Origin of the sequence: Nostoc sp. TCL240-02, assembly GCF_013343235.1 — a bacterium.
Taxonomy (GTDB): Bacteria; Cyanobacteriota; Cyanobacteriia; order Cyanobacteriales; family Nostocaceae; genus Nostoc.
Window position 1 is genome coordinate 2,924,920 of record NZ_CP040094.1, and the last position, 24,207, is coordinate 2,949,126.

A 24,207-nucleotide genomic window follows, 5' to 3' on the forward strand; every position below is an offset into this window, starting at 1 on the left:
ACAATTAGTCATCAGCGAAAGAGCCTCAAAGCCGATAATTGCGTTATTCTGTTGTTGAAAGTTAAGAAAATATCGTCGATTTCTCTTTGGAGAGATATCTATATTGAGGACATAAAGTAAATCATTTGTCTCTTCACTTCCAGTTAGAATAGTCTGTCTATTTTCTTTACTAAAAGTCTTATATATAAAAGGATTAAGGCTGCTTTAAATCTAGACAGAACTGTCTATTATAAACTGGCTTTATTTCTATTTTGCAATATTAATTTGCGTTATTGTTATCAGCTTTACTATTATTAATTAGAAAGGTTGATAGGATTTTGAAATCAAGGAACTCCAACAAGTTTCTGACAAAAATTACATATTAGAAGAGTCTGTCTTCTGATCAATTGCAACTGGAGCAATCAGCCATGCCAATGAAGTTGTTTAAGTGCGACGAAACTATCCCCGAACGGGAGAAGCACATATATATTAAAGAGAAAGGAGAAGATACAACCCAGTTTCTCCCTAGCGCCCACGTCGAAACCATTCCCGGCTCATTATCTGAACGCGGATGCAGTTATTGTGGTGCAAAGCTAGTAATTGGTGGTGTTCTCAAAGACACTATTCAGTTGATACATGGGCCTGTAGGCTGTGCTTATGACACATGGCACACCAAACGCTATCCCAGCGACAATGGCAACTTCCAACTCAAATATGTCTGGTCATCGGACATGAAGGAACAGCACGTTGTCTTCGGTGGTGAAAAGCTGCTGAAAAAAGCGATGCTGGAAGCCTTTGCAGAATTTCCTGACATCAAGCGGATGATGGTGTACACCACCTGCTCTACTGCTTTGATTGGCGATGATATTAAGCCTGTAGTTAAAGAAGTCGAAAAAGAACTCGGTGATGTCGATATCTTCACCGTCGAGTGTCCCGGTTTTGCTGGGGTGAGTCAATCCAAAGGACACCACGTATTTAACATGGGGTGGATGACGGACAAGGTAGGAACTTATGAGCCAGAAATTACCAGCCCATACACGATTAATGTGATTGGTGACTACAACATTCAAGGAGATACTTTTGTCCTTGAAAAGTATATGGAAAAAATGGGCGTGCAAATTATTGCCCATTTTACTGGTAATGGGACTTATGACTCATTGCGTGGGATGCACAGAGCGCAGTTGAATGTGACCAACTGTGCCCGTTCTGCTGGATATATTGCCAATGAGTTAAAGAAAAAATATGGCATTCCCCGGATTGATGTGGATACTTGGGGTTTTGACTATGCTAAGGAAGGGTTACGCAAAATCGGGGCTTTCTTTGGGATTGAGGATAGAGCCGAAGCGGTGATTGCTGAAGAGGTGGCTAAATATGAATCGAAGTTAGCTTGGTATAAGGAGCGCTTGACTGGGAAAAAGGTCTGTATTTGGACTGGTGGCCCACGTTTGTGGCACTGGACTAAAGCCTTAGAAGACGATTTGGGAATGAAAGTGGTGGCGATGTCGTCCAAGTTTGGACACCAAGAGGATTTTGAAAAGGTAATTGCCAGAGGTGAAGAAGGGACTATCTATATTGATGATGGCAATGAACTTGAGTTCTTCGAGGTGCTGGAGATGGTCAAGCCTGATTTGGTGTTGACTGGACCACGGGTGGGTGCTTTGGTGAAGAAGTTGCATTTGCCTTATGTGAATGGTCATGGCTACCACAATGGCCCTTATATGGGTTTTGAAGGTGCGGTGAATATGGCGCGCGATATGTACAATGCCATTTACTCCCCTTTGATGAAGTTGGCTAAGGATGACATCCGTGGTCAGCAAAATAAAACTGTTATCTCTGAAGAAAATAGGAAACTTCAGGAGAATGAAGTACAACAATCGAAATCTATTGATATTACATCTACCGAAGCGATGCCTACGGCGGTAAACTACGCAGCAGTTGAAAGTTCAGACCTTAATACTCAACCATTGCTAATACTTGATAATCAACCATTACTTCAGGAGAATGAAGTACAACAATCGAAATCTATTGATATTACATCTACCGAAGCGATGCCTACGGCGGTAAACTACGCAGCAGTTGAAAGTTCAGACCTTAATACTCAACCATTGCTAATACCTGATAATCAACCATTACTTCAACGGCAGCAAATTGGCGGGGAAATCTCTGCATTTTTGGAGCAATTGCCTAAATACTTAGGTAGCTTTTCCACGGAGCACCAAATGCCAATTATTTGTTTTGCTACAATTATTACAGCGACTATTGCAGTTAAGATAATTCTAGCTGTATTAGATGTAATAAATGAAATTCCCCAGTTAAATCTAGTTTTTGAGTTGACTGGAATTGGTTACTTAATCTGGTTTGTTTTCCGATATCTATTTAAAGCTTCTACTCGACAAGAATTAGCTGCACAAATTAGTTTTATCCAAAAAGAAATTGTCGAGGGACAAGATTCATAAGCTATTATGCTTCCACATTTGCTTTCTTTCATCGTGAAAGAAAGCATAAAGCAAAGGAACACATTCCCCACGCCATGCAAGAAGTTGCTCGGATTTTGAGAGTAAATAGCTATGTTGCGTAGGCGTAGCCCGTCATAGACATTGTGATCGCTTCTCCACGAACGCGAATAGCGTGTCGGAGACAGAGGCTGCGCCCTAAGCGTATGCCACAGGGTTTAGGACACGCTCTGCATAGCCGATTTTTGAGCAGGGGTATGCTCGCTGTAGGCATCGTAAAAGCACCACAGTCGTAGTTACTCATGAAGTCTTGTCATCCGTATAAGTCGTGCGAAATAAAAAAACTTTTTACTTAAAGTTTTGATAAAGTCAGCGTTTAATTACGTAGTTGAATTGATTTTTTCCAACCAAGTTGGTATGATAAATTCAATTAAAAACACAAATTTGTATAAAAAATATGCCATAAATACTGTTGAATAATTCATGAAATTTAAATGCTCAGATCAAGGACTATTCAAGCATTAGTAGTAAGGAAGTCGAGACATTTGCCAGCAATCCTATCTATGCGATCGCCATACATCGAGTGTCACTCACAATGGAGAATCTGCTTGATAAGTTTCTCGCCCTCAACATTTTTGAAACAAGCTATTAGTAAATTCAAAGAAATAATTTATGTTAGAAACAAAGTTTTTTCAAAAACCATTAATGGTTATTCTAGGGTTAGCATTAGCTACTGTTTCTACCGCTCAACCCTCCAAAGCTGCTACCTTTACTTATCAGGGAGATACAACAAATGAACCGATTTGGCGGCGTGTAGCACCAGGGAATCCTCCCACTCTTATCAGTGGTGAAAAAGATGGGAATTTGGGAATGAGTGTCCCTTTCAGTGTATTCGATTTTACGGTCGATCAATCAGGTTTATATAATATAAGTGGTGAATCTGAACCTACACCACCTGCAAATAGAAAATGGGATATTTTCTTAGCTTTATATCAGGACAGTTTCAATCCCACTGAACAATTAACTAATGTTCTTGTAGCAAATACTACTACTAATGGTAGTACTGTTACTTTCAACCGAGAACTCCTTACAGGACAGAAATACTTTTTAGTTACTACTGGTCGTCGAGTGAATGATTTTGGACAGTTTAGCAACACAATAAGTGGTTCAGGTCAAATTATACCAATTCCTGAATCAGATTCAATACCTGCCATGTTAGTCACGGGTGGTATAACTTTACTACTGTATAAGCGAAAATTAGGTTTAAAAATATAGCATTTCTAAATCATTTGTAAGTATATCCTCAACTTCTTCAGAAGTTATGGATATGCTTACAAAGTAGGTATGACTGCAGAAATGTTGAATGCTGATACAAAACTTTACATTATTAGTTACACTAAGTCTCAAAAGCTTAAATTAGTCAGCAAAACATCATCTCCTCAAACCAATGAACATAGCTGATTTTCTGACACATACAAGATTGAAGATAGCGGAATTTATCTAATAGTGTATGTCCCCATTGTTCGGGAATAGATAAAAGCTGTAAAATCAGATAGGCTATCAAGCTCACGTAAATTTGTATGGTAATACCATTGACGTTTTTGGTAATGAGTTTGTCAAGTTTTAAGTGCATCTTTAAAAACTTCCACAACAATTCAACTCCCCAACGTAATCGATAAATATCCCTAATTTCATCATCATGAACAGCTGCATCTCCCGACTCTGGTAAATTAGTCACTAAGCGAAACTCGGTTTTTGTCTCTAAATCACAGAAATTAATTACTCTATAAGCTTGAGCATCATCAGATGCACCAACTTTGACCAATCCATTTGAGCCATCAAATTCTAGTTTCCAATTGTTTTTTATCCGCAAAACAAAATATTTGTTTTCTTGTACTAATTCTTGGATAAATTTTAATCCAGCAAAACCCCTATCCATTACTCCAACAGCATTTATTGGGAGACTAGACATCATTTTGGAACCAAATTTATAATCATGGTCATGTCCAAAATTGATGAAGTTATCTTCTGGGCTTCCTGTGGAGAGATTTAAGGAACTAAACAGCTTGACTTGATGATGACCTAGTACCCATAACAATTTACTTGTGAGAGTAATAATTGTTGAATCTATTGGACAAATTGCATATTTATTGTGTAACTTTTTTTGAACTTTCTTCTGTACTAATTCATTTAATTTTTGGTAAATCTCTTGAAAAGGTTTTTGGCTTCGATGTAAATTTGCTTTAGAGAAAGTAGAAATATCTACCTCAAAACAATTGTTATTTAATCTGTTAAACAAATCTCGCATACTTGTTAAGCTGTTATCCAGGGCATAGGATAGCCAGCACTCAAAAAACAGACGACTGTTCAATACTGGATAATCGTTTTTTGGCAGGCTTTTCAGTATATCTTTGACAATTTTGGGAAATGAATTTATAATCACAATCAAACTAATATATTTTAAGCCTTAGCCCAAAACTACCATATTTTGGGCTATTTTTATCGGATTTTTCTTAACATTCAACACTTCTGGTATGACTGCTATAGTTGCACTCATATAATCAGAATACTCTGTAAGAAAGCTAACTGCCTTTTCTATTATTAGTTAACTACTTGTTTTCAGAGAATAGATGCAATCGTCATCCTTTTGCAGGATATTTGAAGCAGTTTTGCTACTTCTGTTATAAACTGTTCTAAGTCTGAAGGCTTTTGGATATAACTTTGGAATCCAGATGCAAGAGCCTTTTTATCCACCTTATCTTCAGAACTACCAGTAAAAGCGATCGCTGGGATTTCTCTTGTTAGTGGAGATGTAAGTGAACGGACTTTCTGTATTAGCGAATATCCGTTCTCAAATGGCATGTCAATATCGATAATTAAAAGATCCACTTGATATTGTTTAATAATCTCAAATGCTGCAAAAGCATTGGATGCCGTTATTACCTGGATTCCATAACTTTCAAAAATATAAGTAATTAAAAAAAGGATATCTGTGCTATCGTCCACCACAAGAATCGTCAATCCTTGAAAAATATCTAAGTTTCTTCTATCTTTTTCAGGACGCTTGTCCTCAAAATTATCTGGCACGATATAATTGTCTCCCTAGTTACCTAATAAATTACAGAGGAAGTCCTACAGGTGATTACTCGTGAACTAGCTGCCTAGCGAGCACTATATCAAAAAATTTTTTACCTTTGCAAGCAAATTGGCAATATGTATAATTTTCTTGCTATAAGATGAGTGCCCTGCCATAGCAGCCTTTTATCTTTTTTTAGTCCATAAACATCTGCGGATGCTTTTTTTGATGAAAGTTCTTGCTCTATACATTCGCGTAGCGAACCATAAGGGACAGACACTTGTGTAACCGGAATGTCATACATATTTGGCAGTAAAGTTCTTAGAGATTTCACCAAAGGCAGTCTTTAAAGCGCCAGCATTGTACAAAGAAACAGCCCAAACCTGACTAGGCATTGTGACACCAAACTTACCAGTAATCAGTGGTATGACAAATAAATACTTCAAATAAATACTTTTTCATGACTTTTTGTACAAAAGTCGATACTACTGCGAGGTTACGAATATCACATTATTAAGTCTGTGAATTGTAGCGATCGCTACTTTTTACCAACCATTTTGGTAAAAAATTGTAGAGTACTCTAAAAAATAATCTTGAATACCCATAATGAGTGTTTTCTTCTCAGATGAGGCGATCGCTAGGTTAGTTCAGGAAGATGTTCCCTACCTAGATTTGACAACCTACGGGCTTGGCATTGGCAAGCAACCTGGTGAAATCGAGTTTTCTACCCGTCATCCGATGACCATTTGCGCTACTGAAGAAGCAGCCAGAGTATTAAAATATTGTGGTGCCGAAGTTCATTATCAAGTTGAAAGTGGTACAGTCTGCCAAGAGAAGCAATTAATTCTTCAAGCTAGTGGCACTGCTCAAGCTTTGCACAGTGGCTGGAGAGTTGCTTTAAATTTGATGGAATACGCCTCCGGCATTGCTTCGCGTACAAGAGTATTAGTAGATACTGCTTCATCAGTAAATCAGTCAGTTTCTATTGTGACTACTCGTAAATGTTTTCCAGGTACTAGAGCGCTTTCCATCAAAGCAGTTCTAGCTGGCGGAGGATTTTTTCATCGCTTAGGATTATCTGAAACAGTTCTGATCTTTAACCAACACCTGATATTCCTGGGAGGTATAGGTGGGTTAATTGAGCGTATGAATGAACTGCGACGACAGTTTCCAGAACAACATATTTGCGTTGAAGTAGATACACCAAAAGATGCTTGTATGGCTGCTCAAGCAGGTGTAGATTTAATTCAGTTTGATAAAATTCCGAGCCGAGACCTTGAGCCTCTAGTTTTGAAATTGAAGCAGCAGTATCCAAACTTAAAACTAGCAGCAGCTGGTGGTATTACCTCTGAAAATATAAAGGATTATGCTAGTACTGGTGTAAATATTTTAGTGACAAGTTCACCGTACTTTGGTAAACCATGCGATATTGCAGTCAAAATGACAATGGCACAGTAGGCATTTTTAACTGAGTTTGATACTTAAGATTGCAGTTGTTAAAACGCAGGAGTTGAGCCAGAAAGAACAGTGCTTAGGCAAGACTTAGAACGGAAGTAAGTGGGCGTTTTAGGAAGCTATTAAGCAGTTGATGAAATAGAGCGATATAGCCATCTATCGCTCTATTCACTGCACCAGTAATTGTAGCATTTATTTAGTCTATTGGTTGTATACACGGAATAGTCTAGTTGCTGTATGGTTTTGCTTCAACTATACTGTCGGGACAACTACAACCCTTCCCCATAACTCGGACAGTTTTCCAATTTACAGGTGAGTCTCACTTATAAAAAGTTTATTAGCTTGATAGTTACCTATTTATAAGGCAAATAACGACAGCTTCGTTTCTTTACAACATTAAGCTGAACTATTTTAAAAAGAAATAAAAATTAATTTTGTTAGTGTTTAATTACTATATTAGTTGGTATTTTACTCAATAAGTTGGTATTATCTTCATTAGATTACACAGATATACTTATCCATTTGGAAAAACGCAAATCTAACAAGAGGTTTGTGGCTAACTTTGGCGTTAGGATTTATTAGTTTTTAATAACTCATATTAAAAACTAGCTATTTAGTAGCGTTTGGTAAGGAGTTCAAAGTTTAACGATAGAACCGTTTTTATTTTTATCTAACAGAATCTATTGTCAAATTGCTCAATTTTGGCGATAACGATACTAATTTTTGGTAAGCAAACAGCTTTGAGCAAAACAATCTAGTTTTTTCAATATTCAATAGTAAACGGAGAAATGTTTTATGCGTTTTACCCGCACGATACCCATTGCGTATTTAATGCTATCAATACTGGTTTTATGGCAGCCAACTTTAGCTGACTCAAGAAGTAGTCTTCCCTCAGAAAAAGAAGAAAAAACACCTTCTGTATGGGATAAAAATAAGTGTCTTGGAGGTTCTTCGCAAAGTTTTCGCTTAGGTGGAGAACTCAATAATCCAGCCACTTATAACTTGCAAAAACTGCAAAATTTACAAGATGCTTTAAAAAAACAAAATCCAGCATTAGTTACTGAAATCACTGTGAGCTTTCAAACTGGCTCAGGGCCACGAACAGAAACATACTATGGAATCCCCCTATGGGAATTAATTAATAATCCGAAAGCCGGAGGTGGTCTAAAACCTGGGAATTCTGGGGTAAATAGTAAAAACTCTTTTTTGAGGCAATATGTTCTAGTTGATGCCACAGATTGCTATGGTGCAGTCGTAGCTATTGGTGAAATTCAACCTAACTTTGAAGGGAAAACAGTGCTAGTTGCATTTGCAAAAAAAGGTAGTGATGGTAACGTCGTGCCTTTAACAGATGAAGGATTTGCTCGTTTAGTAGTTCCAGGTGACAAAGCTGGAGGTCGTTACATTAGTAATGTGACAAATATCGTCATATTATCTGCTCCTCCTTCTCCTTTGAAACCAAAATATTTCTGATATGGAGGCTAAGGTTATCAGTCTCAATAATATCAGCAATAACTTCTAGAGACATTTGTAAATCTATTGAGTATGACTGGCGTAAAACAAGTTTTACGCCAGTTATATCTTCAATAATTAACAAAGCCCAATACGGTTTGGATAAGCTGTTGAGGCAGGCAAGGAAAAAGAGTTATTGAGCAATAATTCTTTCTCAAGAACTGCTCAATAACTGCTTGCCTTAACTGATAACTTTCTTAACCGAAGATTGTAAGTAACAAAGTCAACATTTGTCTATATGAAGTAATTGACATTTTTTCAACTTAGTTGGTAATGTGAGCTTTGAGGATAAAATACCAAAAACTTGAAGATTTTAGCGAACAGATGAAAAAATATTTTTTGACAGGTTCTTTGGCAGCTTGTGTCTCTAGTGTTCTGATATCAAATCAAGCTTTTGCAGCTAATCTCAGCTTATATGGAGCAGGTAGTTTAAGAAATGCATTAACGGAAGTAAGCCAAGACTTCACCCAAGAAACAGGAATAGGAACGAATACAGTATTTGGGCCATCAGGTATTAGAGAGCAAGCAATAGAAACAGAACTCCAACTGGGACAGCCTACTGCTGATGTCTTTGCTAGTGCAGATATTGGAAATCCCCAAAAACTCTACATTAAGGGGTTGAGCAGTCAGCCAGTGGAATTTACTCAAAACCAGATTGTAGCGGTGTTTTCATCAAAGTATTCCCAGGTAAAAATTGCACCAAATCAGGTGTTAGATTACTTATTAAATCCCAACATCAAGTTGGGAATTGCAACACCTATATTAGATCCTCTTGGAGACTACACTCAACAGATATTTACTCAAGCTAATTCAAAAAACCCTGGTAGGTTTGATACCCTCAATAGTAAAGCCTTGCAATTAACAGGTGGAACGAATTCCCCAATAGTTCCATCAGGACAGGACAGCTTAGTATATTTTCTTAACAAAACTCAGCAAGCAGATGTTTTCTTAAGTTACTATACTGGCGCGATCGCATCGCAAAAAATTGATCCGAGTCTGCAAGTAGTTGGACTACCAGATTATTTGTCTGTTGCAGCACCATTCGGTTTAACAGTTATCAAAAATGCTGACCCGAATGCACAGAAACTAGCAGATTATATTTTGTCAGAGAAAGGACAGCAAATTTTGCATAAGTATGGCTTTACTAGCCCCACCAAATCAGTACCCGAACCCAACTATGTTTGGGGACTATTACTAGCTGCGACTATAGGTTTAGCACTCAATAAAAAATTGGCAGAGCCAAAGCAAAAGATACAAGTTGAAAATCTTGGATAAACTGAATCAAAATTGCAGCGATCGGAAAATGATTGTTGGCAACGGCAATCATTTATATAGCCCTTACTACGAGTGAATCATTCTAAAAAATGAATGACGATTAGCTTATGTACCAATAATTATCAGAATGTACCAAAATAATTAAGTAGACACATTACTAAAAACAGTTTTGAATGAATGTTCTGCCAAGCTTTAACTGTCTATTTTACTATTCTAGTATCAACTTTTTCAGCATCTTCTAATACCAGTATGATATCTAAATTCTTCTGTAAGGGAGAAGATAACATCTCACTAAATGAGGATAATCCAACAATTTGATAATTGTTACTATTACTTAGTTCAGAATTATCTTATAACTAAGGAGTATTAAAGTATGGAAGTTAGCGCTCGTAATTCCTTAAAAGGAACTATTAAGAAAATTCACGCAGGAGCAGTCAACTCTGAGGTCATATTAGAAATTGTGCCTGGGGTGGAAGTAACTGCAATTATTACCAAGGAGTCGGTAGAGCATCTCCAACTTCAAGAGGGCAAACAAGCGATCGCTGTGATTAAAGCGTCGGATGTCATAATTGCTACAGAATAGCTCGATATGAGTAGATAAGTTGTGGCGATCCGCTTATAGAGCGATCGCTACGCTCATCCTGACTTTTCCCGTTAAGTCTTGAAAGACTTGCTGGCAAAGGGTTTAAGAAACAGCACAGCAAATACGGTACAGTAATTGAAATTGGGTGCTAAAGGTAACAAGCAATGCTGGACTGGTGGGAAAAGAATTTTGCAACCATATCTCTAGGCGATCGCCGATTGAATGAGCGTGCAATGTCAATCGGGTATGCTCTAAGTTTGGGATTCGGCAAAGCGCTGTCGGAAGTTTTCAGTAATGGAACCGTACTTAAAAGGGCTTATGAGTTTTTGCTAATCCAAAAGTGCAATTTCCCAGCGTGATTGAGCCGCATTGCCAAATGACTGCGGAAACTGTTGCAGAGTGCGACGTAGTGCTGTGTGTTGGAGACACGACTTTTTTTGATTATGGCAGTATTGAGGCTAAAAAAGAAGGTTACGGCCCAATTGGTAAGGGAGGTAACGGTTTAATATTACACAGTGCTTTAGCCATAGAATCGGACAAAGGCCAGTCCCTTGGTCTGTTGTGGCAAAAACTTTGGAATCGAGAAGCAAAACAGAAACCGCCAAAAGATGAAACTCCAACACAGAAGAAAAAACGGCAAGCAGCAGCACGTAAAGAAGCCCGAAACCGTCCCTTTGAACAGAAAGAATCTTACAGGTGGGTAGAAGCGCTCACCACTATAGAAAACCTTGTGAGTAAGCACACGCAAGTGATTCATGTTTTCGACCGAGAAGGTGATATCACAGAAGTTTTCGATAAAGTTCGCCAACTCCAGCACACCGGAGTTCTTATTCGCGCGGCTCATAACCGCAGTTTAGATTCCGAGAGCGAGCGTCTTTGGTCAAAACTCCTTGCACAACCTACCAGTTTTGAACAGGAAATCGAATTACCCCAGACTGGACAGCGTTCTGCCCGTAAAACCAAGCTGGCTGTGCGATTTTGTCCGGTCAATCTCCGTACTCCCTATCGTTTTGATAACCGTGAGCCTCTACCCGTATATGCTGTTTATGCCACTGAGATTGATTGCCCAGATGGTGAAACACTTGTGGAGTGGATGTTGTTGACTACGGAAGTTATTGCAGATGTCCAGATGGCTTCTACAGTTTTACGCTGGTATACTTATCGTTGGCGTGTTGAAGAATACCATAAAATTTTTAAGTCTGGATGTCAGGTAGAAAAATATAGGCTTGCTGCTGATGGGATGAAGACCCTCATTGGTTTTTTTAGCGTAATAGCTGTTGAGCTTTTGCGCTTAACTTATCTCCACCGCACTCAGCCCTTAGCCCCTGCCATTGAAATTCTTAATCCCCTTGAACTCAAGATTTTAAAAGCTAAGTCTCCCAAACTCCCCAAAGTGCTAACAGTTAGCTGGGCTGTTGAAGCTGTAGCTCGTCTTGGCGGCTACTTAGAACATCGAAGTAAAACACCTATTGGTATCCAGGTACTGTGGCGAGGTTGGTTAAAATTACACGACCTCTGTGAGGGTTGGCAGCTTGCAAAAGAGACTTAACGGGAAAAGTCAGATAGAGCGATCGCTACGCTCATCCAACTATTTACGAATTTTCCGAGCAAGAACTGCTACCACACACCAGACATGAAGGATCGCGATAAGAATGTCGTTTGGCAAATTCCATTCGCATCAAGTCGATTGTCAGCAGTTGTGACAATAAGGGTTCACTAAACTTAGTAATCAGCTTTATTACCTCTAATGCACTAAGACAAGCTAGTGTCCCAGAAACAGCACCGAGAACCGCGAACCCACGCTGATCCCAATCCGGCTTTTCTGGAAATAAGCATGATAGACAAGGAGTGACACCAGGAATAATCGTCGTCAGGTAAGCTTCCATTCCATCCATTGCAGCTTCCACCATAGGTTTTTGCCAGCGCACACAAGCCTCATTAAGCAAGTTCCGCTCTGTGAAATTGTGGGCGCAATCAACAGCTATATCAGCAGATTGCACTAAAGAGTCTACATTCTCCTTTGTAACGTAATCATGAACTGCTTCTACCTGAATATCAGGATTAATAGCTTGCAGAGTTTCTCTGGCTTTGAATACTCTTGGCTTACCTACCCAATCATTTGTCATCAGAACCTGACGATTCATATCATCTAGCCGTAAGTCACCACCCCGAACTAGAATTAGCCGCCCAACACCTGCTACTGCTAAATAAAGTGCTGATGTACCGCCTAATCCCCCTACACCTGTAACCAAAACCGTTGCAGACTTCAAGCGCTTTTGTCCTGCTTCTCCAAAATTGGGAAGCATCATTTGGCGGTGATAGCGTTCTAACTCACTGGGTGTTAAGTTCATCGCTTTTTAATTCTTTATCAGTCGTAAAATTTACCACCTAGTTGGTAGCAAGTATTGTAGTTGTCTATACACTTTTCTGATTTAGTACCTGTAAAGTTGGTATTTGTTGCAGGCACTATTAAGGGAGCTATGTGCAAATATAACGATGTCTATGATGGGCTATGACGCTCTCTACGAGACGCTAAAAGCGTAGCTTGCAACTCTTAGAGAGCTAACGCAACTCTTGGAGACGCTACGCGTAGCTTGCTTCCACGGAGTGGTACGCTATCGGCGTCGCAAATGTGGTGCTGCTCTCTCTGCGGAGATGTCGTGATAGTCCTTTATTCGATCATCCCTGCTCTTTGACCAGCACCGATCGATTACTGCCAGTTTGCTCTTTGTCCTGGGTTGAATGCCCAATGAAATAAACCCTACAGCAAAGCTGTGGGGTCTTTGAGGTATTATTGCTTTCTGGTGGAATATACAGCAATGGCTGATGCAAGAATCAGTACGGCATCTATAACTGCTGGCTTTGGGTTGGGATTTATCCCCCTTCATAGTGCGCGATACGACTTGGTGATTCTCAAAGAATACTTGGAACAATTACTAGTACAGCAGTTTATTACTATCTTGGGATATCGGAAGCCTGCGATCGCAATCCTATGCAGACATTTGCTGATGTGGCTAATAGACTAAATAGCTTTGGTTTAGCTTATCTACATATTATATGATAGGAAAATTGTAGTAACCAGTTACCTACCCGTAGGCGTAGCCCGTCGTAGACATCGCTTTAAAGGGGGCAATCAAACTGCCTCCCTTAATAGAATCTCAACAATTACTTTAGCCTACGGCAATAATTACATCTGATGATTTAATTATGGCGTGGACTTCTTTACCTTCAGTAAGTTTGAGATTTTCTGCTGATGATTTGGTAATAATCGCAGTCACCTCTACCCCTGGTGCTACTTCTATTGTTACTTCACTATTTACAGAGCCAACGATAACGTTTTTTACAGTTCCTTTGAGAGCATTACGAGCGCTAACTTGCATTTGATGACCCCTACTGGTTTTTTCTTTACACGTAAATATTAACAAGTAATTAAATGAATCTGTATGACTACAAATAGAAAATATATGAATTTTTACTATTAATATAGAAAATATACGCGAATAATTTACTAAATAATTTGTTTGGTATTTACATATTTTTAAACCAACTTATTTGGTAATAGAAGTAATACAAAGTAGTTAGTTCAACTAACCACTTTTCAGACTGTTATTTGACACACGCAAGATAAGTTTTCGGTGCTACTTCATCTTTTTTGAGATGTTGTCATTCCAATTCGATTAAGTACCCTTTTCCTGTTGGAGACGCTACGCGAAAGGAAACAAGCTACATTTCAGAACAATATTTGGGTAAAAATTCATATTTCCTTCTGCAACGGCAGTCTCTACAATTCGGGAAGGCATTCTATTAACAAGCTGGCAAAGCCACCTAGCAGACTGTCTCCTTGTTGTAACGACTGCCGTCCTTTTAATGCAAAATTATCTAGAATCGGAATGTAGTACGAACAACTCCTGTATAGATAGTGTCATTATTGCTGTTCTGTTCTGGGTTAAATATCACAATCAAGCCTGGTGTAATTGAGATATTGTTATTCACTTGGTAGCGATATAATCCTTCTAAATGGAAAGATGTATTGCTATCTTCACGAAGATTACTAGTAGCAGTAAGAACAGCAGGGCCAAAGTCATTACTCGTCACTTTGGGTGGTTGACCAAAGATTAAACCTCCCAAGTTACCCTTTTTGACTAAATCAGGGAAAGCTAAAGTGACCGCCCAGTTCCAGATGTCTGCCTTATCACCTCTATTAACATTTGCACCGGAACTAACCTCTGCGATCGCTTGACTATACCCAACCCAACCAGAAAGTACCAATTGGGGGTTAAAACGATAGCTGGTTTCTATCCCATAATGATTGGCTGAAGTGGCAATACCAGCACCAAATGGGGTATTAGCGAAAGCGCTACCATAAGCCCCCGAAACGGAAACATCATTATTACTACCAGTAAAGTAAGAGTGTGCATAGCTCAAAGCAAGAGTTAAGTTTTGGTTGGGCTGGAATGCTAATTGAGCTAAAGCACCATAACTACCATCAAATAGCCCTGCACCAGCACTAGGATCGTTAGCTCTTCTAGCAAGATAACCCCCAGACAAAGTAATCGCGTCGCTCAATTTAAAGATGGCGCTGACACCTGAACCTGTATTACTAGCAGAACCCGTATTACTGGCACGGTAAATAGGGGAGAATCGACCAAACCGCGAAAGAGATCCAATCGGAGTTGAGGACAACAAAGGGTTAACAGTGTTGAAGTTGTCGTAGAACTCCCCACCAATAGCATCAACAATGACATTGATTTTGTTACCTACCGGGAAGCGATAATATAATTTGCCCAGTACAATGGTGTTGTCGTTGTTCCCGTCCCACGATACACGGGTCATGTTTGTACCTGTGACTGCCCCACTAAAGGCTGTGGTGTTGTTGGCTTCTAAACGGGTAAACAACTGGTCTTTACCAGTAAAACTACTAATTAGATTCAAGCGGATGCGATCGCTAAAAATCGCGTTATCCTGAAGCCTTCGTCCACCCGATGCTGTATACTCGTTAGCTCTTGCAGTCTCTCTAGCTGCGCCTCCGGGAGCTGCTTCAATTCTTCTCCAGCGATCGGAATCTAGCGCTCTATCCCCACCAAACACACTCCCAACAGAGAAAATTATTTCTGCATTTAACTTGGTAGTAGCCGAAAATTGTTGATTTTCCAGATTTGCATTACGAGCTTCCAACCCATCTATGCGTCCCCGTATTTCAACTAGTCCATCAGCGAATTCTTCTTGCAATTTTCGCAAGGTTTCTAAGTCTTCTTTTGTCACTAAATCTGCTGTGCTGCTAGCAATCAGTTCATTAACCCGATTCAGACAAGCATTAAGACCTGCGGCAAACTCATAACGAGTCATTGCCCGATTTCCTTGGAAGGTGCTATTAGGATATCCAGCAATACAACCGTAGCGCTCAACTAAAGATTGTAAAGCCTGGAATGCCCAATCTGTAGGTTGCACATCAGATAGTTGAGAGACTGAAGTAACCTGACTCATGACTGAGTTCGGACTTTTACTGCTGTTATTATTTAACTGCTGGATCTGGTCAGATGAAGTAACGCCGATAGGTGCAGTCAAAACAGCTTGATTATCTATTTGAGCAACTACACCTTCTTTTGCCTGAAACTGAGTAGTCTGCATATCTGCTGGAATAGCTAATGCACCTTGAGCATCAATCAGACTAACTGCTAATAAGATTGGAGCAATCAACAATGAATTATGTAAAAAAGTAGACATTAACCTCACACCTCAAATACTATTAGACCAACTTAACTACTAAAATTGTTGGTATTAAAAACACCTAATGTATCATCTGCGTCAGGTTATCACCATAAAAGTTGGTAAAAAGCTGGCAAGATTTTAATCAATATCGGCACAGTTGTTGGTAGCAGTCAGTTCTAAGTGGTAATCTGTGATTTTTTACCAGTTTTTTTGGTTACTAGTTCGCTAGATTGGTAAATTATGAATTAATTAAGAAAAAATGCTTGAGATACTGCAAATGAATAATAAACGAATCCTAACTTTTGTGAGTTGGGTATTTATCTCGTTTTTACTAATCGTCGGCTGTAGTCAAACGACTACACCTAACTCATCCTCAACTCCTAGCCCAGCAGCCCAAACAGCAAATTTGACGATATCAGCAGCTGCTAGCCTCAGAGATGCAATGGACGAAATCAAACCTCTCTACAGTAAGGAAAAGCCAAATGTTACTCTGAGCTACAACTTTGGTTCATCGGGCGCTTTGCAACAACAGATTGAACAGGGTGCAGGAGTTGACGTTTTTATCTCAGCTGCAACTAAACAGATAGATGCTTTACAACAAAAAGATTTGTTAGTTAATGGGACTCGCAAAAACTTGTTGAAAAATCAATTGGTGTTGATAGTACCGCAAAATTCCACAACTGTGGCTGATTTCAAAGACTTAACTTCACCACGTATTAAGAAAATTGCTCTCGGCGAACCCAAAAGTGTCCCTGCTGGACAATATGCTCAACAAGTCTTAACTTCATTAAAAATCCTTGATGCTGTTAAAAGCAAAGCCGTCTATGCCAAAGACGTTCGTCAAGCTCTCAATTACGTAGAATCAGGCAATGCTGACGCTGGAATCGTTTACCTCTCAGATGCCAAAAGTACGCCAAAAGTCAAAATTGTAGCAACTGCATCTGAAAAAACCCATTCTCCTGTCGTCTATCCGATCGCAGTTCTCAAAAGCAGTAAAAATGTCGATGCCGCTAAGGATTTTGTGCAATTTTTATCGGGCAATGAAGCCAAAACTGTGTTTGAAAAACAGGGATTTACGGTAGCTGGTAGTTAACCAAATAATTACTAATTCGTAACTCGTAATTCGTAATTAAAGAACGGGTACAAGCAAGCCCCCACTAATTTTTTAATGGAGAGTTCAAGTTACCACTGATAGCGCAGCGTTAGCGAGTCTGCTTCACCTGTTTGACTAGGCTTCATCATCTGATGTTTCTTCAATGTTGATTTCCCAAGGTTCTCCTTTATAATCTGGTGAAAAAAGGTGAATTTTGCCCTTATTGGAAAACTGCTTCAACTTTTTGATGAACTGGGGAATAGCATCGACTATATGCAGATAACTTTCTATGTCATAACAGATAATGAGTAACATCAGAGGACTAGTATTTATCTTGAAATACCAGTGACAATTTGATAACAAAACTCGCATAATTGGGCCGCAAGCTTGATAAAATCGCCTGCAAGTAGCTTCTTCTAGTTGCCTGTAGAATAACTCGTTAAGTATAGGTGCTCCAGTTGGAGGCAAATCATCTGCGGGAAGGGGGGATTTATTCATAGTAAATAACTAGGGATTGGGAATTATTAGTCAAAAAAATACAATGCTTCTGCATGTTTTAATCACGCCATCTTTGAGTAGATGGCGCAACAAGCACTTTTGTAGTTGCACCCAAATTCGGAAAATCATAGTAAATGTTCTTGTTTTTGTGTTGCAAGCCATTGCAGTTCTAACCACAAAAGCGGATCTGTCTGCTTTATCTTCGACATCGGATCTCGCAGCAGATGCGTAGCATTTAGGCAGACAACTTCAACTAATCCCGCATATTCTGCTACTTCTCTAAGTATAGATATTTGGGCTTTAACATCAGCAATCAGATTGTCAGGGCAATAAATAGTGAAGTATGGCAGAAAGTGAACACGAGGTCTTCCCCAATAAGACTCGATGAGTTTAACATGACAGTGTTTTAGCAATTCCTCGACTTGTGGGAAAGAATGAGCAATAACCGTTTTGAATTCTTTGACTAGCTCTTGTTCATACCAACTTGTGTTCATAGTTATAACTTTCATACTGAAAGTAACAATTGGGAATTTTGATCTGTTTAATGCTTAACCTTTATCTCTTGCTCTAAAAAGAGATTGCCAATATCAAATAAAAGTTGCATAGTACCTCGATAGCCAACCTTGGTAAACTGACCATGATCTAAGCGGTCAAAAATGGGAATACCTTGACGATAGAGAGGAATTTTTAAGCGTTGAGCGATCGCTACTCCATGAGAGTTGGTAATTAGTAAATCAGATCCAACCGCCAATTGCTCAAAGTCTTCCAAATCGCCGATAGTGACGGTGGGAATCGGCAGTTTTTCCAGCAGAGGAAAGCGTGTTGTTGTCACTGCTGAGTGAATTTGAACTCCAAGCGATCGCAAAAAAGCAACTGTTGACCAAAGTAAATCTGGTTCCAGCGCCAAAGAAACTCGCTTGCACCCAAAGTAAAAGTGATTCTCCAACATCACATGTTGTAATTGACGGCGTTGACGGCGGTATTTTTCCGGTACGCTGACACCACTGATATCCGCCAATGCTTGCAGAAATTTATCTACTGCTGCTAATCCCGTCAATTCACCAAATACCTCATAAGGTATGTTGAATCTCTGCTCCAAAATTTGTGCCCCACCCCGCATACTATCACCCAGCGCCAAAGTGAATACAGAACTGCCAATTGAGCGTAATTGTGCCAATGTAGTGCCATTAGCTGTAATGGCACTAGAAGAATCTTCTATATGACCATCTAGTGAGCCAGAAAGGTCAGGTACAACAATAGATACGAGTCCAAAGGAAGTAACAATCTCTTTGATTTCCTGGACATCCCCTGGTGTGAAGGCAGAACTCGCCAAAATAGTGATTTGTGTGGGACAAGCGTCTTGGTTGGAGCTTTTTTGAGGAATTTCCCTGACTATACTCTCAACTGCACCAGCAAAGCCATCTTGTAATGTACCTTTGAAATCCGGTGTAGAGACAAGCACAATTGGTAAATAATCCAGTTCTGGGTGACGGTGGCGAATCTCCTTGACAAAGCGTCCCATATCATCACCTCTGGTTTCCACCAGTCCAGTGCTACAAAGACCGATAATTTCTGGTTTGGATTTCTGCACCAAAGTCAAGATTGCTTGTTCAACTCTTTCCTCGCCACCCAAAATGGTTGCAACTTCGGTCATCGCCGTACTGGAAAGGGGAATCGCCTGACGGAAATGTTGTACTAATACCGCCTTAGTCAAAGCAGTACAACCTTGAGAACCGTGTAATAAAGGCATCATTCCCTTCAATCCCAAAAAGGCTAAAACTGCACCCACAGTTTGGCTTTGCTTCAGGGGATTAACTGCAACAGATGTACTCGTAACGCTAATAATCGCCATCAAATTTCCTCCTCTTGAGAAGATAAGGGAGATGAGGGGGATGAGGAAGTAATTTCTCCCTCATCTCCCTCCCACGGGGCTGGCTGGTATACTTGTTCCCACACAGGATTGTAAAAAGCGGCATACAATTCTCGTGCTACCTCTAAGATTCCCATATAGCCTGCATAGGCATGGTTGCGTTCTTGATTAATGTCTAGAAAGGGAATCCTAGCTGTGAGAGAAGTGTCTTGATGGCGTTTATCAGCAATTAACATATCAGCTTGATTTTCGTTAATTATCTGTAGGATTTCTTGAGAACTATTTTGTTCTAGAATGATGCCATCTTGATCCAGCAAACTTTTGACTCTAATTGTATCCTCCTCAGTATTATTCTTAGTAAGAATAGGAATAACTTCCATCCCCAATTTCTTAGCAGCAAAGATAATCAACCAACTCTTGAAACTTCCAATAGAAAGGATAACGCGCTTACCTTGTAATCGGGTAATATACAGAGCGAGTTTTTCATCTATTGCAGCAGTTTCTTCTGCAATTAGTTTTTCTGTACGTTCCTGCAAATCAGAATTACCTAACTTTGCAGCAATATTCCTTAAACATTGATTGATTGACTCTATGCCATAAATAGACTCTTCAATATAGGGAATGTCATATTGTTTTTCCATCCCTTTTGCGATGTTAATTAGTGCTTTGGAAGAGAGCAGCACGTTAAGCTTGGCGCTATGGGCATAGCAAACTTCTTTGTAGACAGCATCGCCTGTAATTTTTGCTAAAACTCTAATACCTAATTTATCCAATAACGGTAGAACATTCCATATTGCACCTGCGATATTATGTTCACCAATTAAGTTGATGTCATCAGGTGTACTATTCTCTGGTTCAGCTGTTCCAATAACGTGTTCTAGCAACGCTTCACCAGCAACACGGTTGCCCAAATTTTGATTCCCAATAAAGCCAGGACAATGTACAGGGATAGTGGGTATTCCTGTTTTCTCGGTGGCATTTTTGCAAACTCCCTCGATGTCATCCCCAATCAAGGCAGTGATGCAAGTGGAGTAAACAAATACTGCCGCAGGTTTGTAGCGTCTTGTTAATTCTAAAATGCCTTTGTACAGCTTCTTAGCTCCACCGAAGATGATATCGTTCTCATCTATGTCGCTGGTAAAACGTATTTTGTACAGCATTGAACCAGAAGAAAGACTGCTATAACTTCCCCAAATACTAGCAGCACAGCCACTTGGCCCGTGAACTACATGAGCAGCATCGGTGATTGGTACTAGCGTAATCATTGCACTATCAAAAGCACAACTCCCTTGAGTGGTTCCAGGTTGAGGTAATTGTGTGGAGGACTTTTTTTTATGCAGTTTCTGCTGCTGACGAGCATCTTCGGAATTGGAGTCACTGAGTGAATCGTTGGTTTTTCCTGGTGTGGGATTCATTTGTTTGGTGACAATAAGTAGAAGTTATTAGGTGTTAACTGAATTTCAAAAGGCTTTGATATGATTTCCATTTATTAACCGTGTATCTAAAGGATGGAATAAAAGGGAATGAGAAAAATAGTTTCCCATTCCCTAAAACATAAACACCAACTAGGTTAGAGAAGGAGAAAACAAAAACATGAAGTAGACTATTAAAGTATTAATGTTGCTGTCTAGACCTTAATAGATTAGTGTTAGCACGGTGAATTGGAAATAAACAGAAGTTAAGATCGGCTATTGGATTACCTCCATTTTAAAAGATTCATGAAAGGGTGGGCTATTTTTGCCCACCTGATATTTACTCTGTATTTAGCACCGGAGTCTAAATAAGAACCTTACTTCTTCTAGCTACCAGAAACTATTTCTACGTTTCCTTTTTTCACTGCTTCTAGTGCTTCGCCTTGAGCGTCTTCTAGCTTTTTCGCAGCATCTGCTTGGCTAATCATTTTTGCAGCATTTTCTTCACTTTCAAGGATGCCGAATTCAATCAATAAATCTTCTAGCTCATCCATCTCGATGGGTGTGGGAACAGTAAGATTTGTATTGTTGATAATCTTGTCCGCTAATGTGCGGTATTCATTAGCTTGTTTACTGTCAGGCGCATACTCGTTCACTGTCATCCGGCGTAATTCAGCGTGTTGCACGATATTGTCACGCGGGACGAAGTGAATCATGTGGGTATTCAATCTGGCTGCCAGGGTGCTAATCAGTTCATCTTCTCGGTCAGTTTGACGACTGTTACAAATCAGCCCACCCAAACGTACACCACCAGTATGAGCATATTTGAGAACGCCACGAGCAATGTTGTTAGCTGCAAACATCGCCATCATTTCACCAGAGGTAACAATGTAAATTTCTTGAGCTTTACCTTCACGAATAGGCATAGCAAAACCACCACACACAACGTCGCCCAGTACGTCGTAGGATACGAAATCTACGTCTGAGTAAGCGCCGTTTTCTTCAAGGAAGTTGATTGCGGTGATGATACCGCGACCGGCGCAACCTACACCAGGTTCTGGCCCGCCTGATTCTACGCATCTGATATCTCGGAAGCCAGTGATTACCACTTCTTCCAGTTCGATATCTTCCACAGCACCCCGTTCAGCAGCTAAGTGCAACACGGTGGTTTGGGCTTTGCAGTGCAGAATCAATCGGGTAGAGTCAGCTTTGGGGTCGCAACCCACAATCAAAATGCGTTGACCCTTTTCCGCCATAGAGGCGAGGGTATTTTGGGAGGTAGTAGATTTACCGATACCACCTTTACCGTAGAAAGCAATTTGTCTAATTTTTCCGTCGGACATGATGATTGATCCTGTAATTGTTTGTTTGGTGAGTCTGTCGGTTTATGAGACGATTGTGCTGTTAAGTTACAGCTGTGACCTCATGTAGAACGTTGTTGGAGGTGCTCGTTCTACAGCAAAAAGAGTCAAAAGAAAGAACATATTCAAGTTTTGGTCAGTTTTCGTTGACCATTAGTCATTACTCAAGAAATATTGCAAGTATTACCATCCGCTCACTTAAATGATTTCTCTAGCGGTAGCAATACCAATTGGAAAAAAGAAAGCGACAAACAGATCATTTGTAAAGACGCGATTCATCGCGTCTTTACCCAAAGATGTGTTGCAGTCATGAATTGAATTGGTATAATACCAATTGGAAAAAAGAAAGCTACAGATTCCAAGCCGGAAACTCAAATTGAAATCCGAATTACGAATTGAGCATTATCAGTTGTTGTAATCACAAAGAAGGTTGCTCATACCTAAAGAGTGGTTGCAGCAGGATTTAAATTTACGCCAAGTTTCCCTAAATCACACAACCAACCATTGCAATCCACTCTAAACAGTCGCTACAACTTCCCCAATTTTGCTGATATCGTAACCGCCGAGAATTTCAAATTGGGAGTGAACCATCCGATGTCCCAAAGTACTGAGCAACTGCTGTACTGGTGCTTCTTCTAAATATTCCTTAAGAATCACCAAATCATATCGTGACTGATGTAAAGGGATAAATCCCAGCCCAAAGGCGGTAGCTACAGATGCCGTACTCATACCAGCATCGGCGACTCCTCTGACTACAGCTTGGGCAACATCTTGGTGACTTTTGAGTATATTATCGAAGCCCTGAACAGCATCGAACGGTATCTGCTCTTTTTGGAGTGTTTGTTCCAAAAGCATTCGACTGCCAGAACCGATTTCGCGGTTAACAATAGTCGCTCCCCCAGCAACTAAATCACTGACTGTTCTAATTCCCATTGGGTTCCCTGACTTTAACAAAAGTCCCTCCTCCCACACACCAAGGGTAATCAGAACTGCTTCCCTCCCAGCCAGAACATCTCGAACAAAGGGAGTATTATACTCACCAGTTTCAGGATCGTACAAATGCATCCCAGCGATGTGCGCCTCACCTCTGCATAGACTGTGCAATGCAGCCATGCTATTGGCGAAGTTATATTGAACTCGCAGTTGGGGATGCCAGCGTTCGGTGGCTCTTGCCCATAGTGAAATCACAGGGGCACAACCAGCAATCACAACGGTGTTGTGAAGTGTGTCGAGATTATCGTCTAAAAGACGGACTCGAATTTTATTTGTACCTGTGCAAGTCTCACCCTCACCGTCAGCCGGAATCATATCTTGACGAAAAGCATCCTTACCAATCAAGGGATAAGCTATCCATTGTCCTCCTACACGAGCCACGCTAACTCGTAGTTGCTGACCATTAGGAACGGGTTTAGCAAGAACTGCCTCAATTTCAGGTAAATCCCGCTCTAACCAGAATAGATCCTCAACTTGACAGCCAAGCGCTTTGGCCAAGCGAAGTGTTATGGCTACTGAGGGAGCATATAGTCCCGACTCTACACCACTAATTGTCTGACGAGTCACACTAGCGATGTTAGCCAAATCTTGTTGGCTCATACCTAAGCGAGTTCTAATCGACTTCAAGTTATTACGGAGGTCACTATCCTGCTTCATTGGCTTTGTCTCTTAGTTTCAAAAAGCCGTAGCGGATTTAAACATTGCATTTGCAAAGGCGAAAGCGTGGTCTTTGAGTTTATATCATTTCTCTCTGACGACATGAGTGTGCTTTCGCTGTCTCGATTCCCTATATAAAAAGACTATCACATAAATTGCAAGTTTGCTTGCCAAGCGCAAATTATTTTTGCGGATGGTTACTTTTTGCCTGCTCTTTTGGCTCAAAAGCCCCAAATTCCGATAAACAGAGGATTTGTCTAGCAGAAAATTTTTACCAACTA

At 40.1% G+C, this 24,207-nt stretch carries 22 protein-coding genes and 1 pseudogene; 10 read left to right on the plus strand and 13 right to left on the minus strand.

All coding sequences use genetic code 11. The annotated features are described in order from the left end of the window. The first annotated feature begins 407 nt into the window (after positions 1 to 407). On the plus strand, positions 408 to 2,435 hold the full coding sequence (gene vnfD / locus FBB35_RS12430) for a nitrogenase vanadium-iron protein, alpha chain (protein ID WP_174709882.1): 2,028 nt from the start codon (positions 408 to 410) through the stop codon (positions 2,433 to 2,435). A 109-nt stretch (positions 2,436 to 2,544) separates the two neighbouring features. On the opposite strand, the gene FBB35_RS12435 is transcribed toward vnfD, so the two are convergent. Then, a complete protein-coding gene (locus tag FBB35_RS12435) occupies positions 2,545 to 2,736 on the minus strand; it encodes a hypothetical protein (protein ID WP_174709883.1) in 192 nt (63 codons plus the stop codon). A 368-nt stretch (positions 2,737 to 3,104) separates the two neighbouring features. Between FBB35_RS12435 and FBB35_RS12440 the strand changes: the two genes are divergently transcribed. Then, positions 3,105 to 3,707 (plus strand): PEP-CTERM sorting domain-containing protein, encoded by a 603-nt coding sequence (locus tag FBB35_RS12440; protein WP_174709884.1) that lies wholly within the window; start codon positions 3,105 to 3,107, stop codon positions 3,705 to 3,707. A 145-nt stretch (positions 3,708 to 3,852) separates the two neighbouring features. Here the strand turns inward: FBB35_RS12440 and FBB35_RS12445 are convergent, their stop codons facing one another. The 3 genes from FBB35_RS12445 to FBB35_RS12455 all read right to left on the minus strand — a co-directional run bounded on the left by FBB35_RS12445 (position 3,853) and on the right by FBB35_RS12455 (position 5,954). Beyond that, positions 3,853 to 4,875, minus strand: coding sequence for an IS4 family transposase (locus FBB35_RS12445; RefSeq protein WP_174708137.1), 1,023 nt, complete (start codon positions 4,873 to 4,875; stop codon positions 3,853 to 3,855). 176 nt (positions 4,876 to 5,051) lie between these two features. Continuing rightward, positions 5,052 to 5,519 carry a response regulator gene (locus tag FBB35_RS12450; RefSeq protein WP_174709885.1) on the minus strand — a complete coding sequence of 156 codons (468 nt, stop codon included), beginning with the start codon at positions 5,517 to 5,519 and terminating at the stop codon, positions 5,052 to 5,054. Between the two features lie 285 nt (positions 5,520 to 5,804). Further along, positions 5,805 to 5,954, minus strand: coding sequence for a hypothetical protein (locus tag FBB35_RS12455; RefSeq protein ID WP_174709886.1), 150 nt, complete (start codon positions 5,952 to 5,954; stop codon positions 5,805 to 5,807). 160 nt (positions 5,955 to 6,114) lie between these two features. Between FBB35_RS12455 and modD the strand changes: the two genes are divergently transcribed. The 6 genes from modD to FBB35_RS12485 all read left to right on the plus strand — a co-directional run bounded on the left by modD (position 6,115) and on the right by FBB35_RS12485 (position 11,882). Then, entirely contained in the window at positions 6,115 to 6,966 is an 852-nt protein-coding gene (modD, locus tag FBB35_RS12460; RefSeq protein ID WP_174709887.1) for a ModD protein, read from the plus strand. Between the two features lie 792 nt (positions 6,967 to 7,758). Beyond that, positions 7,759 to 8,436, plus strand: a complete 678-nt coding sequence (locus tag FBB35_RS12465) for a hypothetical protein (RefSeq protein WP_174709888.1) — start codon at positions 7,759 to 7,761, stop codon at positions 8,434 to 8,436. A gap of 321 nt (positions 8,437 to 8,757) precedes the next feature. Then, positions 8,758 to 9,750, plus strand: a complete 993-nt coding sequence (gene modA, locus FBB35_RS12470; protein ID WP_254625931.1) for a molybdate ABC transporter substrate-binding protein — start codon at positions 8,758 to 8,760, stop codon at positions 9,748 to 9,750. A 373-nt stretch (positions 9,751 to 10,123) separates the two neighbouring features. After that, entirely contained in the window at positions 10,124 to 10,333 is a 210-nt protein-coding gene (locus FBB35_RS12475) for a molybdopterin-binding protein (RefSeq protein ID WP_174709889.1), read from the plus strand. 164 nt (positions 10,334 to 10,497) lie between these two features. Continuing rightward, positions 10,498 to 10,692 (plus strand): transposase DNA-binding-containing protein, encoded by a 195-nt coding sequence (locus tag FBB35_RS12480; RefSeq protein WP_174709492.1) that lies wholly within the window; start codon positions 10,498 to 10,500, stop codon positions 10,690 to 10,692. Between the two features lie 17 nt (positions 10,693 to 10,709). Then, positions 10,710 to 11,882 carry an IS4 family transposase gene (locus tag FBB35_RS12485; RefSeq protein WP_254625899.1) on the plus strand — a complete coding sequence of 391 codons (1,173 nt, stop codon included), beginning with the start codon at positions 10,710 to 10,712 and terminating at the stop codon, positions 11,880 to 11,882. Between the two features lie 43 nt (positions 11,883 to 11,925). On the opposite strand, the gene FBB35_RS12490 is transcribed toward FBB35_RS12485, so the two are convergent. After that, complete coding sequence (locus FBB35_RS12490; RefSeq protein ID WP_174709890.1) at positions 11,926 to 12,684, minus strand: HesA/MoeB/ThiF family protein; 759 nt, start codon at positions 12,682 to 12,684, stop codon at positions 11,926 to 11,928. A 468-nt stretch (positions 12,685 to 13,152) separates the two neighbouring features. On the opposite strand from FBB35_RS12490, the pseudogene FBB35_RS12495 reads away from it, so the two are divergent. Continuing rightward, positions 13,153 to 13,305 (plus strand): annotated as a pseudogene (locus tag FBB35_RS12495) (substrate-binding domain-containing protein); the annotation flags it as partial. Positions 13,306 to 13,503: 198 nt separating this feature from the next. On the opposite strand, the gene FBB35_RS12500 reads toward FBB35_RS12495, so the two are convergent. Next, a complete protein-coding gene (locus FBB35_RS12500) occupies positions 13,504 to 13,713 on the minus strand; it encodes a molybdopterin-binding protein (protein WP_174709892.1) in 210 nt (69 codons plus the stop codon). 499 nt (positions 13,714 to 14,212) lie between these two features. Beyond that, positions 14,213 to 16,057 carry an iron uptake porin gene (locus FBB35_RS12505; RefSeq protein ID WP_254625932.1) on the minus strand — a complete coding sequence of 615 codons (1,845 nt, stop codon included), beginning with the start codon at positions 16,055 to 16,057 and terminating at the stop codon, positions 14,213 to 14,215. 262 nt (positions 16,058 to 16,319) lie between these two features. Between FBB35_RS12505 and modA (FBB35_RS12510) the strand changes: the two genes are divergently transcribed. Next, positions 16,320 to 17,135: a molybdate ABC transporter substrate-binding protein gene (gene modA / locus FBB35_RS12510; RefSeq protein WP_174709893.1), complete on the plus strand. Its 816-nt coding sequence runs from the start codon at positions 16,320 to 16,322 to the stop codon at positions 17,133 to 17,135. 135 nt (positions 17,136 to 17,270) lie between these two features. Here the strand turns inward: modA (FBB35_RS12510) and FBB35_RS12515 are convergent, their stop codons facing one another. The 6 genes from FBB35_RS12515 to FBB35_RS12540 all read right to left on the minus strand — a co-directional run bounded on the left by FBB35_RS12515 (position 17,271) and on the right by FBB35_RS12540 (position 23,926). Further along, a complete protein-coding gene (locus FBB35_RS12515) occupies positions 17,271 to 17,633 on the minus strand; it encodes a hypothetical protein (protein WP_174709894.1) in 363 nt (120 codons plus the stop codon). Between the two features lie 125 nt (positions 17,634 to 17,758). Next, positions 17,759 to 18,127 carry a hypothetical protein gene (locus FBB35_RS12520; protein ID WP_174709895.1) on the minus strand — a complete coding sequence of 123 codons (369 nt, stop codon included), beginning with the start codon at positions 18,125 to 18,127 and terminating at the stop codon, positions 17,759 to 17,761. A gap of 47 nt (positions 18,128 to 18,174) precedes the next feature. Beyond that, positions 18,175 to 19,485, minus strand: a complete 1,311-nt coding sequence (gene nifN / locus FBB35_RS12525) for a nitrogenase iron-molybdenum cofactor biosynthesis protein NifN (RefSeq protein ID WP_174709896.1) — start codon at positions 19,483 to 19,485, stop codon at positions 18,175 to 18,177. Further along, positions 19,485 to 20,918, minus strand: a complete 1,434-nt coding sequence (gene nifE / locus FBB35_RS12530; protein WP_174709897.1) for a nitrogenase iron-molybdenum cofactor biosynthesis protein NifE — start codon at positions 20,916 to 20,918, stop codon at positions 19,485 to 19,487. Before nifE ends, nifN begins: the two co-directional genes overlap by 1 nt. Positions 20,919 to 21,301: 383 nt before the next feature. Next, positions 21,302 to 22,258, minus strand: coding sequence for a nitrogenase iron protein (gene nifH / locus FBB35_RS12535; RefSeq protein WP_174709898.1), 957 nt, complete (start codon positions 22,256 to 22,258; stop codon positions 21,302 to 21,304). Between the two features lie 534 nt (positions 22,259 to 22,792). Beyond that, positions 22,793 to 23,926 (minus strand): substrate-binding domain-containing protein, encoded by a 1,134-nt coding sequence (locus tag FBB35_RS12540; RefSeq protein WP_174709899.1) that lies wholly within the window; start codon positions 23,924 to 23,926, stop codon positions 22,793 to 22,795. Positions 23,927 to 24,207 lie beyond the last annotated feature (281 nt).